The 13,802-nt window shown below is 69.7% G+C and carries 17 protein-coding genes; 9 read left to right on the top strand and 8 right to left on the bottom strand.

The features are described from left to right. Positions 1-62 precede the first annotated feature (62 nt). Positions 63-1,502, bottom strand: coding sequence for a S41 family peptidase (locus RTA_RS15745; protein ID WP_013902419.1), 1,440 nt, complete (start codon positions 1,500-1,502; stop codon positions 63-65). A gap of 134 nt (positions 1,503-1,636) precedes the next feature. After that, positions 1,637-2,380, bottom strand: coding sequence for a 2,3-diphosphoglycerate-dependent phosphoglycerate mutase (gpmA, locus tag RTA_RS15740; protein ID WP_013902418.1), 744 nt, complete (start codon positions 2,378-2,380; stop codon positions 1,637-1,639). Positions 2,381-2,460: 80 nt separating this feature from the next. Between gpmA and RTA_RS15735 the strand changes: the two genes are divergently transcribed. The 5 genes from RTA_RS15735 to RTA_RS15715 all read left to right on the top strand — a co-directional run bounded on the left by RTA_RS15735 (position 2,461) and on the right by RTA_RS15715 (position 5,438). Then, the gene (locus RTA_RS15735; RefSeq protein ID WP_013902417.1) at positions 2,461-2,868 is read left to right on the top strand and encodes a rhodanese-like domain-containing protein; all 408 of its coding nucleotides are present in this window, start codon (positions 2,461-2,463) and stop codon (positions 2,866-2,868) included. Between the two features lie 14 nt (positions 2,869-2,882). Next, positions 2,883-3,140 (top strand): glutaredoxin 3, encoded by a 258-nt coding sequence (gene grxC, locus RTA_RS15730; protein ID WP_013902416.1) that lies wholly within the window; start codon positions 2,883-2,885, stop codon positions 3,138-3,140. Between the two features lie 75 nt (positions 3,141-3,215). Continuing rightward, complete coding sequence (gene secB / locus RTA_RS15725) at positions 3,216-3,683, top strand: protein-export chaperone SecB (protein ID WP_013902415.1); 468 nt, start codon at positions 3,216-3,218, stop codon at positions 3,681-3,683. A gap of 39 nt (positions 3,684-3,722) precedes the next feature. Then, positions 3,723-4,730 carry an NAD(P)H-dependent glycerol-3-phosphate dehydrogenase gene (locus tag RTA_RS15720; RefSeq protein WP_041675660.1) on the top strand — a complete coding sequence of 336 codons (1,008 nt, stop codon included), beginning with the start codon at positions 3,723-3,725 and terminating at the stop codon, positions 4,728-4,730. Between the two features lie 60 nt (positions 4,731-4,790). After that, positions 4,791-5,438, top strand: coding sequence for a hypothetical protein (locus RTA_RS15715; RefSeq protein WP_013902413.1), 648 nt, complete (start codon positions 4,791-4,793; stop codon positions 5,436-5,438). A 15-nt stretch (positions 5,439-5,453) separates the two neighbouring features. On the opposite strand, the gene RTA_RS15710 is transcribed toward RTA_RS15715, so the two are convergent. Further along, entirely contained in the window at positions 5,454-5,786 is a 333-nt protein-coding gene (locus RTA_RS15710) for a thioredoxin family protein (RefSeq protein WP_013902412.1), read from the bottom strand. Positions 5,787-5,861: 75 nt separating this feature from the next. Here RTA_RS15710 and nadC point away from each other — a divergent pair, with 75 nt between their 5' ends. The 3 genes from nadC (at position 5,862) to RTA_RS15695 (ending at position 8,115) form a co-directional block, all read left to right on the top strand. Beyond that, positions 5,862-6,725 carry a carboxylating nicotinate-nucleotide diphosphorylase gene (gene nadC, locus RTA_RS15705; RefSeq protein WP_013902411.1) on the top strand — a complete coding sequence of 288 codons (864 nt, stop codon included), beginning with the start codon at positions 5,862-5,864 and terminating at the stop codon, positions 6,723-6,725. An 11-nt stretch (positions 6,726-6,736) separates the two neighbouring features. Next, positions 6,737-7,852 (top strand): quinolinate synthase NadA, encoded by a 1,116-nt coding sequence (nadA, locus tag RTA_RS15700; protein WP_013902410.1) that lies wholly within the window; start codon positions 6,737-6,739, stop codon positions 7,850-7,852. A 68-nt stretch (positions 7,853-7,920) separates the two neighbouring features. Then, on the top strand, positions 7,921-8,115 hold the full coding sequence (locus tag RTA_RS15695; RefSeq protein WP_013902409.1) for a hypothetical protein: 195 nt from the start codon (positions 7,921-7,923) through the stop codon (positions 8,113-8,115). 16 nt (positions 8,116-8,131) lie between these two features. On the opposite strand, the gene nadB is transcribed toward RTA_RS15695, so the two are convergent. Genes nadB through RTA_RS15680 form a run of 3 tightly spaced genes read right to left on the bottom strand, consistent with a single transcriptional unit; the run spans position 8,132 to position 10,821 of the window. Beyond that, entirely contained in the window at positions 8,132-9,721 is a 1,590-nt protein-coding gene (gene nadB, locus RTA_RS15690; RefSeq protein WP_013902408.1) for an L-aspartate oxidase, read from the bottom strand. Between the two features lie 7 nt (positions 9,722-9,728). Then, positions 9,729-10,589 (bottom strand): segregation and condensation protein A, encoded by an 861-nt coding sequence (locus tag RTA_RS15685; RefSeq protein WP_013902407.1) that lies wholly within the window; start codon positions 10,587-10,589, stop codon positions 9,729-9,731. 7 nt (positions 10,590-10,596) lie between these two features. After that, entirely contained in the window at positions 10,597-10,821 is a 225-nt protein-coding gene (locus RTA_RS15680; RefSeq protein WP_013902406.1) for a DUF3460 family protein, read from the bottom strand. A 31-nt stretch (positions 10,822-10,852) separates the two neighbouring features. Here RTA_RS15680 and bamE point away from each other — a divergent pair, with 31 nt between their 5' ends. Beyond that, a complete protein-coding gene (gene bamE, locus RTA_RS15675; RefSeq protein WP_013902405.1) occupies positions 10,853-11,383 on the top strand; it encodes an outer membrane protein assembly factor BamE domain-containing protein in 531 nt (176 codons plus the stop codon). 27 nt (positions 11,384-11,410) lie between these two features. On the opposite strand, the gene RTA_RS15670 is transcribed toward bamE, so the two are convergent. After that, a complete protein-coding gene (locus RTA_RS15670) occupies positions 11,411-11,644 on the bottom strand; it encodes a hypothetical protein (protein WP_041675659.1) in 234 nt (77 codons plus the stop codon). A 52-nt stretch (positions 11,645-11,696) separates the two neighbouring features. Next, positions 11,697-13,769 carry a methionine--tRNA ligase gene (gene metG, locus RTA_RS15665; protein WP_013902403.1) on the bottom strand — a complete coding sequence of 691 codons (2,073 nt, stop codon included), beginning with the start codon at positions 13,767-13,769 and terminating at the stop codon, positions 11,697-11,699. Positions 13,770-13,802 lie beyond the last annotated feature (33 nt).

Genomic DNA, 13,802 nt, shown 5'->3' with positions numbered 1-13,802 from the left:
GCCAAAAATAAGAAAGCCAGCACGGGGCTGGCTTTCTGCGGTGGAGAGAGGGCGCCGGCCGCTCAGTTCTCCTTCTTTTCTTCCTTGTTCTCGACCACCTGGGTCTTGCTGATCAGGACGGGCCGGCCCTTGAGCTGGTTGAGGGCCTGCGCCAGCTGGAAGTCGGTGGCGCTGCCGAATTCGGGCACCTTGCGCTCGGCCACCGGCTTGCGCGCCTCTTCCTCGGCGCGCTTGCGGGCCTCCTCGCGTGCCTTCTCGAGCACCGGGTTCTTCGCTTCCGGGGCCTGGCCGCTGCCCAGGTGCTTGTCCAGGTCGGCCTCGCGGGTGCGCAGGATGGAGAACACGTTGCCCTCGGCGCTCTCGTCCACCAGCACGTCGGGCACGATGCCACGCGCCTGGATCGACTTGCCGCTGGGCGTGAAGTAGCGCGCCGTGGTCAGCTTCAGGCCGGTATCGGGGCCGAGCGGGCGCACCGTCTGCACCGAGCCCTTGCCAAAGGTCTGGCTGCCCAGGACGGTGGCGCGCTTGTGGTCCTGCAGCGCGCCGGCCACGATCTCGCTGGCCGAGGCCGAGCCCTCGTTGACCAGCACCACCAGGGGCACGTTCTTGAGCGCGGCCGGCAGGCGGCGCAGCGGGTCGCCGCCCGAGCGGCGCATGTAGAACTCGGGCGAGGCCTTGTAGGTGAACTTGCTCTCGGCCAGCTGGCCGTTGGTGGATACCACGGTGACGTTCTCGGGCAGGAAGGCGGCGGACACGGCCACCGCCGCGTCGAGCAGGCCGCCCGGGTCGTTGCGCAGGTCCAGCACCAGGCCCTTGAGGTTGGGCTCCTGCTTGTAGATCTCGTCGACCTTGCGCACGAAGTCCTCGACCGTGCGCTCCTGGAACTGCGACAGGCGGATCCAGGCGTAGCCCGGCTCGACCACCTTGCCCTTGACCGACTGAGTCTTGATCTCCTCGCGGGTGATGGTCACCGGGAAGGTGCGGTTCTCGTCCTTGCGGTAGATGGTCAGCATCACCTTGGTGGTGGGCTCGCCGCGCATGCGCTTGACGGCCTCCGACAGGGTCAGGCCCTTGACGGCGGTGTCGTCGATCTTGGTGATCAGGTCGCCGGACTTCAGGCCGGCGCGGTAGGCGGGCGAGCCTTCGATGGGCGAGACCACCTTGACCAGGCCGTCCTCCTGCGAGATCTCGATGCCCACCCCGACGAAGCGGCCGGAGGTGCCCTCGCGGAATTCCTTGAACGACTTCTTGTCGAAATACTGCGAATGGGGGTCCAGGCTGGCCACCATGCCGGAGATGGCGTCGGTGATCAGCTTCTTCTCGTCCACCGGTTCGACGTAGTCGCTCTTGACCATGCCGAACACGGCGGCGAGCTGCTGCAGCTCCTCCAATGGCAGCGGGGCCAGCGAGCCACGCGCGACGGTCTGCAGCGAGACCGTGGTGAGCGCTCCGGCCAGGGCGCCCACGGAAATCCAGCCGGCGATCTTCAGTTTGTGGCTCATAGGGGAAAAGCGTTCAGTCCTCTTGACTTTTCAATATACACCCGGGATTGAGCTAAGACGCAATCCCCCCATCGCGGTTCCCCACCGATGGGCATGGCACGTGTAAAAAGCCCACGGACGCGGGCCGGCGGCGTTCAGCCCTTGCCCTGGCTGGCCACGGCGGCCGCCGCGGCCCGGGCGGCCGCCTCGTCGCCCAGGTAGTAGTGGCGGATCGGCCTCAGGCCGGCATCCAGCTCGTAGACCAGCGGGATGCCGTTGGGGATGTTCAGGCCCACGATGTCGCCGTCGGAGATGCCATCGAGGTACTTGACCAGGGCGCGGATCGAGTTGCCGTGCGCCGCCACCACCAGGCGCTTGCCGGCCTTGATCGCCGGGGCCATGGACTCGTTCCAGAACGGCAGCACCCGGGCCACCGTGTCCTTCAGGCATTCGGTCAGCGGCACCTGGCCCGGGGCCAGCTTGGCGTAGCGCACGTCGCCGCGCTCGCAGCGCGGGTCGTTGGGGTCCAGAGCCGGCGGCGGCACGTCGTAGCTGCGGCGCCAGAGCAGCACCTGCTCGTCGCCGAACTTCTTGGCCGTTTCCGCCTTGTTCAGGCCCTGCAGCGCGCCGTAGTGGCGCTCGTTCAGCCGCCAGGAATGCACCACCGGCAGCCAGGTGCGGTCCAGCTCGTCCAGGCAGTGCCACAAGGTGCGGGTGGCGCGCTTGAGCACGCTGGTGTAGGCCAGGTCGAAGTCCCAGCCTTCGCTGCGCAGCAGCCGGCCGGCGTTCTTGGCCTGCTCGATCCCGGTGGGCGTGAGGTCCACGTCGGTCCAGCCGGTGAAGCGGTTCTCCAGGTTCCAGGTCGATTCGCCGTGGCGGATCAGCACGAGTTTGTACATGGGCAAATGCCTGTCGAGGTAGGGCAAAGAGGCGGGATTTTAGAATCGCGGGTTGCCGTTTTGGCACGCCGAGGACAAAAGTGAATTTCTTCATCGACAACTGGATGCTCATCTCCGTGGCCGTGATGTCCGGCGCCATGCTGCTGTGGCCTGCGGTGCGCGGCAGCACCCTGTCCGGGTTGAACGCCAACGCGGCGGTTCAGCTCATCAACCGCGAGCGCGCGATGGTGGTGGACGTGGGCGAGGCGGATGAATTCGCCGCCGGCCACATCGTCGGCGCGCGCAACGTGCCGGTGGGGCAGCTGGAGGCGCGCCTGCCCGAGGTGGCCAGGAACAAGGCCGTGCCCCTGCTGCTGGTGTGCGCCAACGGCTCGCGCGCGCAGCGCGCGCTGGCGGTGGCCAAGAAACTGGGTTATGACAAGGCCCAAGTGCTGGCCGGGGGCCTGAAGGCCTGGAAAGACGCTAACCTGCCGGTCGAGAAAGCCTAAGGAAATCCGCCGCCATGCAAACCGTCAAGATGTACACCACGGCCGTCTGCCCCTACTGCATCCGCGCCAAGCAGATCCTCAAGTCCAAGGGCGTCGAGGCCATCGAGGAGATCCGCATCGACACCCGGCCCGAGGAGCGGATGAAGATGATGGAGATCACCGGCCGGCGCACCGTTCCGCAGATCTTCATAGGCGACACCCACGTCGGCGGCTGCGACGACCTGATCGCACTGGACGGCCGCGGCGGCCTGGTGCCGCTGTTGCAGGGATAATCCCCGCCTGCCGTTACCGAACCCAGCCCGTCCGGCCCGCCGGGCGGGCTTCTGCTGAACAGAAAGTTTTCCGCCATGGCCGAGCCCCAAGCCCCTGTCTTCCAGATCCAGCGCGTCTACCTCAAGGAGGCCTCGCTGGAGCAGCCCAACTCGCCGGCCATCCTGCTGGAGCAGGAGCAGCCCGCGGTGGACATCCAGCTGGGGGTGGAGGCGTCCCAGGCGGCCGACGGCGTGTACGAGGTCTGCGTCACCGCCACGGTCACCACCAAGATCAAGGACAAGACCGTGTTCCTGGTCGAGGTCAAGCAGGCCGGCATCTTCGAGATCCGCAACCTCGACGCCGAGCAGATGAACCCCATCATGGGCATCGCCTGCCCGCAGATCGTCTACCCCTACCTGCGCGGCAACGTGGCCGACATCGTCACCCGCGCCGGCTTTCCGCCGGTGCACCTCGCCGAGATCAACTTCCAGGCCATGTACGAGCAGCAGCAGGCCCAGCTGCAGCAGCAGGCCGAGCCCTCGCGCATCATCACCCGCGCCTGAAGGCGCGGCCCCGCAGCGCTTCGTGCCCGACGACCCGCGATGAGGATCCTGGTGCTGGGCGCCGGCGCCTGGGGCACGGCGCTGGCCGTGAGCGCGGCCCCGCGCCATGCGCTGACCCTGTGGCTGCGCGACGCCGCCCAGGCCCAGGCACTGCGCCGCGACGGCGAGAACCGGCGCTACCTGCCGGGCGTGGCGCTGCCGCCCGGCCTGCAGGTGCGCGACGAGGCCCCGGACCGGCTGCTCGCCCTGGCGCAGGCGCATGACCTGGTGGTGGTAGCCACCCCCATGGCCGGGTTGCGCGGCATGCTGCAGGCGCTGCGCCGCTGCCCGGCGCCGGTGACCTGGCTGTGCAAGGGCTTCGAAGCCGCCGACTCCGGCCAGCCGCAGGGGCTGCTGGGTCATGAGATCCAGGCCGCCGTCGCGCCCGGGCTGGCCGCCGGCGCGCTCAGCGGGCCCAGCTTCGCCCAGGAGGTGGCGCGCGGCCAGCCCACGGCCCTGGTGGCCGCCAGCGCCCATGCCGCCGTACGGGATGCCCTGGTGGCCGCTTTCCACGGCCCGGCCCTGCGTGTCTATGCCAACGACGACCTGGCGGGCGTGGAGGTCGGCGGCGCGGTCAAGAACGTGCTGGCCATTGCCACCGGGCTGTGCGACGGGCTGCAGCTGGGCCTGAATGCGCGCGCCGCCCTGGTCACCCGCGGCCTGGCCGAGATGACGCGGCTGGGCGTGGCGCTGGGCGCGCGGCCCGACACCTTCATGGGCCTGTCGGGCCTGGGCGACCTGGTGCTCACCGCCACTGGCGACTTGAGCCGCAACCGCAAGGTGGGGCTGCTGATGGCCCAGGGCCGCACGCTGCAGCAGGCGGTGGATTCGCTGGGCCATGTGGCCGAGGGCGTGTACTGCGCCCGCACCGTGGTGGAGCGGGCCGGGCGGCTGGGCGTGGACATGCCGATCGCGCGTGCGGTGGTAGCCCTGCTCGACGGGCAGCTGCAGCCGGGCCAGGCCGTGACCACCCTGATGGGGCGGGAGCCGGCGGCCGAGCAGGGTTAGCCCCGAGGTGGGCGGGCGGTGTGGGCGGTAACTTGCACCACCCACACTCCAGGAAACCCCATGCGCGCTTCTCTGCTCCTTCTCGCCGTGTCCGTCAGCGTGCTGGCGGCCTGCGCCGGCACCGCTTCCTCGCGCAATCCCATGGGGTTCTTCGTCACCAGCGCCAATCCCGGCCAGGGCGCGAATTTCGGCGGGCTGGCAGGCGCGGATGCGCATTGCCAGAAGCTGGCCAGCGCTGCGGGCGCGGGGAGCAAGAACTGGCGGGCCTACCTCAGCACCAGCGGGGCGGGCAGCGTCAACGCGCGCGACCGCATCGGCCGCGGCCCATGGACCAACGCCAAGGGCGTGGTGGTCGCCACCGGCGTGGACGACCTGCACGGCCCCAACAACAGGCTGAACAAGCAGACCGCGCTGACCGAGAAAGGCGAGATGATCAGCGGCCGCGGCGATGCGGTGAACCTGCACGACATCCTGACCGGCTCGACGCCGGAAGGCCGGGCTTCCAGCGCGGCAGGCGACACCACCTGCAGCAACTGGACTTCCGGCGGCGCCGGATCGGCCCTGGTCGGCCACCATGACCGCATGGGACTGAGCGAGGAGCCGCCGGCCAAGTCCTGGAACTCGTCGCACGGCAGCCGCGGCTGCGGCCTGGACGCGCTGCGCACCACCGGCGGCGGCGGGCTGCTGTACTGCTTCGCGGCGAACTGAAAGCGGTCCGGCGCGTCAGAGGGTCGGCGAGACGGCCATCGCCAGCGCCTGGCTGATGGGCTCGGCGCCGGCGGGCCGGACCACGCGCGCAACCTCCTGCCCGTCCTTCAGCACCACCAGCGTGGGCCAGAGCTTGACCTTGTAGGAGCGGCCCAGCGGCCGGCCGGGGCCGTCCTCCACCTTCAGGTGCCGCAGGCCCGGGTGGCCTTGCAGGGCCGCCGCGATGTGCGGCTGCGCACCCTGGCACCAGCCGCACCAGCCGGTGCCGAACTCCAGCAGGGTGGCGCCCGGCAGGGCGTCGACCTCCTGGCGGGTCGGTCCCGGGTTCTGGTAGGGCGCGGTCGTCATGCGGCCATTGTGGCGCCTGCCGGCGGCCCGCCTGTCGGCCACCGCCTCTTTTCATGAAACGGCTATGCTCGACGCATGACGAGCACATCCCTTCTCACGGGCGAGGCGCTCACCCGGCTGGCCGATGCCGACGCGGCGCGCGCGCTGGCCGAGGACGTGGGCGAGGGCGACCTGACGGCGGCCCTGGTCGACGCCTCACGCCAGGCCCGCGCCCTGGTGGTCGCGCGCGAGGCCGCGGTGGTCTGCGGCGGCCCCTGGCTGGTGGCGGCGGTGCGCCGGATGGACCCGCGGGCCACCATCACCTGGGCCGTGCCCGAGGGGCGGCGCTGCACCTTGGGCCAGCCGGTGGTCGAGATTCGCGGCGCGGCGCGCGCTCTGCTCACGGCCGAGCGCACCGCGCTCAATTTCCTGCAGCTGCTCAGCGGCGTGGCCACCAAGACTGCCACCTACGTGGAGGCGGTGCAGGGCACCCGCGCGCAGATCGTGGACACGCGCAAGACCCTGCCAGGGCTGCGCCTGGCGCAGAAGTACGCCGTCAAGGTCGGCGGCGGCACCAACCACCGCATCGGCCTGTGGGACGCCGTGCTGATCAAGGAGAACCACATCGCCGCCGCCGGCGGCGTGACGGCGGTGCTCCGGGCGGCGGCCGAGGTCGCGCCGCGCGCCGCGTTCGTCGAGGTCGAGGTCGAGACCCTGGCCCAGCTGGAGGAGGCGCTGGCCGCCGGCGCCCGCATGGTGCTGCTGGACAACATGGACATCGCCACGCTGCGCGAGGCGGTGCGGCTGAACGCCGGCCGGGCCGTGCTGGAGATCTCGGGCGGCGTTACCCTGGAGCGGGTGCGCGAGCTTGCGCAAACCGGCGTCGACCGCATCTCCATCGGAGCGCTGACCAAGGACGTGAAGGCCACGGACTATTCCATGCGTTTCCAGGAGCTGTGAGGATCTATCCAATGAGCGCCGTCATCCCGATCAAGGAAGTCGAGTACGAGCAGCCGGAAGGCGAGACGTGCAGCACCCGCCACGCCTGGGCCCGCGTGCCGGTGGAGCCTTCGCCGGCCGAGCGCGCCGAGCTCAAGGCGCGCATCAAGCGGCTGCTGCGCGAGCGCGACGCGGTGATGGTGTCGCACTACTACGTGCACCCGGACCTGCAGGACCTGGCCGAGGAGACCGGCGGCATCGTCAGCGACTCGCTGGAGATGGCGCGCTTCGGCCGCGACCACCCGGCGCGGACGCTGGTCGTCTCCGGCGTGAAGTTCATGGGCGAGACGGCCAAGATCCTGTCGCCCGAGAAGCGCGTGCTGATGCCCGACCTGGACGCCACCTGCTCGCTGGACCTGGGCTGCCCCATCGACGAGTTCAGCGCCTTCTGCGATGCCCACCCGGACCGCACGGTGGTGGTCTACGCCAACACCAGCGCGGCGGTGAAGGCGCGCTCGGACTGGCTGGTGACCTCCAGCTGCGCGCTGGACATCGTGGCCGCCCTCAAGGACAAGGGCCACAAGATCCTGTGGGCGCCGGACCGCCACCTGGGCGGCTACATCCAGCGCCAGACCGGCGCCGACATGGTGTTCTGGAGCGGCTCGTGCATCGTGCACGACGAGTTCAAGGCCTTCGAACTGGAGGACCTCAAGCGCCAGCACCCCCGGGCCAAGGTGCTGGTGCATCCCGAGTCGCCGGCCGACGTGGTGGCCCTGGCCGACGCGGTGGGCTCGACCTCGGCCATTTTGAAGGCCGCGCGCGATCTCCAGGCTAAGGAGTTCATCGTCGCCACCGACAACGGCATGATGCACAAGCTGCGCACGCTCAACCCGGACAAGGTGTTCTACGAGGCGCCCACGGCCGGCAACAGCGCCACCTGCAAGAGCTGCGCGCACTGCCCCTGGATGGCGATGAACGGCCTGGCCGGACTGGCCCAGGTGCTGGAGACCGGCGCCAACGAGATCCAGGTCGACCCGGCCCTGGGGCAGCGCGCCCGCCTGCCGATCGACCGCATGCTGGCCTTCACCGCCGCGCTCAAGAACGGCCAGCCGGCCGGCGCGCTGGTGCCGAACATCGGCGCGGCCTGACTTCCTACAGGCACGGCCGCCCGGCCTGCCTAGAGTGGACGGCATCCCCCACTACCCAAGGAGTGCCCATGCCCGAAGAGAACAAGCCCGGCGGTTCGCCGCAGGACGGCAGCGCCTACAGCCCCAGCCAGACCTTTCCGCGCGACCTCGGCCCCGACGGCCTGCCGGTGCGCGAGCACAAGCCGCAGGGGCGCGACGAGCAGCCGCGCGGTGCCGATGAGGACAGCCGCGCTGCGCAGGACGTGAACCTGGGCCGAAGCTGAAGCGCAGCCGGGCCTGTCAGCCCGGCTGCAGCGTGGTGGGCATTGCCACCGCCGCCATCCGTGGATAGTCGCGGCTGAAATGCAGGCCGCGGCTCTCGTGGCGCAGCATGGCCGAGCGCACGATCAGGTCGGCCACCTGCACCAGGTTGCGCAGCTCCAGCAGGTCGCGCGTGACGTGGAAGGCCGAGTAGAACTCCTGGATCTCCTGCTGCAGCAGCGCGATGCGATGCGCCGCGCGGTCCAGCCGCTTGTTGGTGCGGACTATGCCCACGTAGTCCCACATGAAGCGGCGCAGCTCGTCCCAGTTGTGGGAGATGACCACCGCCTCGTCGGCGTCGGTCACCCGGCTGTCGTCCCAGGGCGGCACGGCCGGCGGCGCGGGCATCGGGCGGGCCAGGATGTCGCTGGCGGCGGAGCGGGCGAACACCATGCACTCGACCAGCGAGTTGCTGGCCAGCCGGTTGGCGCCGTGCAGGCCGGTGTAGGCGGTCTCGCCGATGGCGTGCAGGCCGGGCAGGTCGGTGCGGCCGGCCAGGTCGGTGTGCACGCCGCCGCAGGTGTAGTGCGCCGCCGGCACCACCGGGATGGGCTCGCGCGTGATGTCGATGCCCAGCTGCAGGCAGCGGGCATGGATGTTGGGGAAGTGCTCGCGGATGAAGGCCGGGCCCTGGTGCGAGATGTCCAGGTACACGCAGTCCAGGCCGTGCTTCTTCATCTCGAAGTCGATGGCGCGGGCCACCACGTCGCGCGGCGCGAGTTCCTGCCGCGGATCGTGGTTGGGCATGAAGCGCGTGCCTCCCGCCGATTGCGGCAGCAGCAGCCGGCCGCCCTCGCCGCGCACCGCCTCGGTGATCAGGAAGTTCTTGACGTGCGGGTGGTACAGGCAGGTCGGGTGGAACTGGATGAACTCCATGTTCGTCACCCGGCAGCCGGCGCGCCAGGCCGCCGCGATGCCGTCGCCGGTGGCCGTGTCCGGGTTGGTGGTGTAGAGGTAGACCTTGCCCGCGCCGCCGGTGGCCAGGATGGTCTGCGGCGCCCGGAACGCCACCACCTGGTCGGTGGCTTCGTCCAGCGCGTACAGGCCCAGGCAGCGCTGCGGCGTCAGGCCCAGCTTGTCGGCGCGGATCAGGTCGACCAGCATGTGCCGCTCGAACACCCGGATGCCCGGGGTGCGGCGCACCTGCTCGATCAGGGTCTGCTGCACGGCCGCGCCGGTGGCGTCCGTCACGTGCACGATGCGCCGCGCGCTGTGCCCGCCCTCGCGCGTGAGGTGCAGCTGGCCGTTCTCCTGCGAGAACGGCACGCCCAGCGAACGCAGCCAGGCGATGCTCTCGGGCGCGTGCTCCACCACGAAGCGGGTGGCCGCCGGATCCGACAGGCCGGCGCCGGCCACCATCGTGTCGTCCACGTGCGAGTCGAAGCTGTCGCCTTCGCCCATCACGGCGGCGATGCCGCCCTGGGCCCAGCCGCTGGAGCCGTCGCCCATGGCGCGCTTGGTGATCACCGCCACGCGGTGCGTGGGCGCCAGGTGCAGCGCCGCCGACAGGCCGGCCAGGCCGCTGCCGACGATCACCACGTCGAAGTCGAGGGAAGTGGCGGTGGTCATGAACGGTTCAGGCGGGTTGGTACGCCAGGCGCACGTAGATGGGCGCGAAGGCCTCGGCCTGGGTCACCTCGATCAGCGACTCCTTGGCCAGCTCCAGCATGGCGATGAAGGTGACGATCAGCACCGGCACGCCGCGGCGGATCTCGAACAGGTTCTCGAACTCGATGAAGCGGCGGCCCTGCAGCTTGCGCAGCACGATGCTCATGTGCTCGCGCACGGACAGCTCTTCGCGCGTGATCTTGTGGTGCTGCACCAGCTTGGCCCGGCGCAGGATGTCGCGCCAGGCCTCCTGCACGTCGGCCAGGGACACGTCGGGAAAGCGCGGCTGCAGCGCCTGCTCGATATAGACCTGGGCGCGCAGCACGTCGCGGCCGACCTGCGGCACCTCGTTCAGGCGCGCGGCGGCCAGCTTCATCTGCTCGTACTCGAGCAGCCGGCGCACCAGCTCGGCCCGCGGGTCCTCGGGCTCCTGGCCCTCGGCCGTCTTCTTGGGCGGCAGCAGCATGCGCGACTTGATCTCGATCAGCATGGCCGCCATCAGCAGGTACTCGGCCGCCAGCTCCAGGTTGCGGCTGCGGATCTCGTCGACGTAGGCCAGGTACTGCCGCGTTACCCCGGCCATGGGGATGTCCAGGATGTTGAAGTTCTGCTTGCGGATCAGGTAGAGCAGCAGGTCCAGCGGCCCCTCGAAGGCCTCGAGGAAGACTTCCAGCGCATCCGGCGGGATGTACAGGTCGGTCGGCATGGCGAACAGCGGCTCGCCATACAGCCGCGCCAGCGCCACCTGGTCCACCACGTCCGGCATGCCCGGCACCTCGGCCACGGCGGGCTCGGGCAGGGTGTCGGTGCTGTCGTCGCTGTCGCTCATGGCGGCCTTACTGGCCGCCGGAATCGGAGCCGTAGACGTAGGGCTTTTGCGGCACGCGGGCCTCGCGCCACTCGCCCTGCAGCTCGCGGTCCACGTGCTTGTCCCACCACAGCGCGCGCCCGGCGCGCTGCTGGGCTTCCAGGTCGGGCTTGGCGGCCTTGAGCTGCTCGATGAACTGGGTCACCTCGGACTGGTAGTCGGGGCGGCGAAAGATGCGGAGCAACTTGGACATAGACTGGGCCTTTAAGCGGGAGATTTTAGCGGTGCAGCTCAAGCAAGGTCCGACGCGGTGGCTGGTGGCCGTGGGGGCGGCGGTGTCGGCCGTGCTGTCGGCCGGGTGCGACGTGCGCAACATCAGCGAGCTCAAGGAAGGCGTGTCCACCGAGGCCGAGGTGCGGGCCCGCTTCGGCCAGCCCGAGGCGATCTGGGAGGCGCCCGGCGGCGGCCATGTGCTGGAGTACAACCGCAACCCCGCCGGCCACGTCAACTACATGATCACCATCGGCCCGGACGGCCGCATGACCGCGCTGCGCCAGGTGCTCACGCCGGAGAACTTCGCCCGCATCCAGCCCGGCATGATGATGGAGCAGGTGCGGCGCCTGCTCGGCAAGCCGGCCAGGCAGACGCCGTACCCGCTCAAGCGCGAGTCGGCCTGGGACTGGCGCTACCTGCAGCCGCCCAATACCTCCATGGTGTTCACGGTCTGGTTCAACGAGGACTGGCGGGTGGTGCGCACCGCCACCGCCCCCGACCCGGAGGCGCCCGAGAACCGCGGCGGCGGGGGCGGCCGCTAGCCGGCCGCAGGTTGCCGTGCCGGCGGCTTACTTGCCGTCGCCGTCCGGGATGGCCAGGTCGGCCGCCGCGCCCACAGCCTTGCCGGTGAGCCTCACGGTGCCGATGGCGGCATCGGCCGCCAGGCCCACGCCGCTGACCGCCAGCCCGGCGGCCGTGTCCACGACCGCGATCACGGCGCAGCCGCCCAGCCCGCAAGTGGCGGTGGCGATCAGGCCGGCGGCGAATGCGGCCCGAAGGGCGCGGCGAGGAAGGGAGGTCATGTCGGGTCCCGTTGCTGCAGAGCTGCCCGATTCTAGGCGCCCGGAGAACCGCTCAGCGCACCCGCAGGCCCGGCTGCGCGCCCGGTCCCGGTTCCAGCACGTAAATGCCCGGCTGCTGCTTCTCGTCGGCGTGGCTGGCAGCCAACACCATGCCCTCGCTGACACCGAACTTCATCTTGCGCGGCGCCAGGTTGGCCACCACCACGGTGAGCTTGCCCACCAGCTGCTGCGGCTGGTAGGCCGAGGCGATGCCGGAGAACACGTTGCGGGTGCGGCCTTCGCCCACATCCAGCGTCAGGCGCAGCAGCTTGGTCGAGCCTTCCACCGGTTCGCAGTTCACGATCATGGCGATGCGCAGGTCGATCCTGGCGAAGTCGTCGATCGTGATGGTCGGAGCCAGCTCCTCGCCTCCAGGCTTGGCGCTCCCTCCCCCTCCGGAGGAGGGCTGGGGTGGGGGCGCTTCCGCCGCCCCCGCCACCTCGAACAACGCATCCAGCTGCTTCGCATCCACCCGCTGCATCAGGTGCCGGTACTCGCCCACCGCATGGCCGGCGCCCAGCGGCGCGGCGGCGTTGGACCAGTCCAGCGGCTGGCAGCGCAGGAAGGCCTCGGCCTGCGCCGCCAGCGACGGCAGCACCGGCTTCAGGCAGGCGGTCAGCACCTTGAACGCTTCCAAACATGCAGAGCAATACGCCGCGGCCTCTCTGGCTCCGCCATCCTGTTTAACAAGCTTCCAAGGTTCGGCAGTGTCAAAGGCGCTGTTTACCTGGTCAGCGAACCGCATGATTTCACGGAGCGCTCTTGCGTAGTCCCTGTTCTCATAACAATCGCGCACGCTCGCGACCAAGTCGTTGACGGGAGCCAATATGAACTCGGCGTGCGGCGCTGCCACTAGCGTGCCGCCCGGCACGAACTTCACCGCACGGCTGGCGATGTTCACGTACTTGCCGATCAGGTCGGCATTGACCCGGGCCATGAAGTCCTCGGGGTTGAAGTCGATGTCCTCGTTGCGGCCGTTGAGCTTGGCCGCCAGGTAGTAGCGCAGCCACTCCGGGTTCATGCCCAGGCGCAGGTACTTCAGCGGGTCCAGGCCGGTGCCCCGGCTCTTGCTCATCTTCTCGCCGTTGTTGACGGTGAGGAAGCCGTGCACGAACACCTTGCTGGGCACCTTGCGGCCGGAGAAGTGCAGCATCGCCGGCCAGAACAGGGTGTGGAAGGTGATGATGTCCTTGCCGATGAAGTGCACCTGCTCCACGGCCGGGTCGCTGATGAACCGCTCGTAGTTCCCGCCGGTGCGGTCCAGCAGGTTCTTCAGGGACGCCAGGTAGCCCACCGGCGCGTCCAGCCAGACGTAGAAGTACTTGCCCGGCGCGTCGGGGATCTCGATGCCGAAGTAGGGCGCGTCGCGGCTGATGTCCCAGTCGCCCAGCGCGGTCTTTCCTTGCGCATCCGGCTGCAGCCACTCGCTGATCTTGTTCAGCACCTCGGGCTGCACCGCCCCGCTCGCGGTCCATTCGCGCAGGAAGGCCAGGCAGCGCGGGTCGGACAGCTTGAAGAAGAAATGCTCGGAGCTCTTGAGAACCGGCGTGGCGCCGGACAGCGCCGAGTACGGGTTGATCAGGTCGGTGGGACTGTAGACCTTGCTGCAGACCTCGCAGTTGTCGCCGTACTGGTCCTTGGCATGGCAGTTGGGGCACTCGCCCTTGATGAAGCGGTCGGGCAGGAACATGTTCTTCTGCGGATCGAAGAACTGCTCGATGGTGCGGCTGGCGATCAGCCCATTGGCCTGGAGGTCGCGGTAGATCTGCTGTGCCAGCTGGTGGTTCTCCGGCGCGTCGGTGCTGTGCCAGTTGTCGAAGGCGATGTGGAAGCCCTCGAGGTAGGGCTTGCGGCCGGCCGCGATCTCGGCGACGAACTGCTGCGGCGTCTTGCCCGCCTTCTCCGCCGCGATCATGATGGGCGCGCCGTGCGCGTCGTCGGCGCAGACGAAGTGCACCTGGCTGCCCTGCATGCGCTGCGTCCGCACCCAGATGTCGGCCTGGATGTACTCCATGATGTGGCCGATGTGGAAGGTGCCGTTGGCGTAGGGCAGGGCGGTGGTGACGAAGAGCTTGCGCTGGGGCATGGCGGTGCGTGAGGGTTTGCGCGGGGGGAGCCG

The sequence above is a fragment of the Ramlibacter tataouinensis TTB310 genome (assembly GCF_000215705.1).
GTDB lineage: Bacteria > Pseudomonadota > Gammaproteobacteria > Burkholderiales > Burkholderiaceae_C > Ramlibacter > Ramlibacter tataouinensis.
This window is presented reverse-complemented; position numbering and strand designations above follow the sequence as displayed.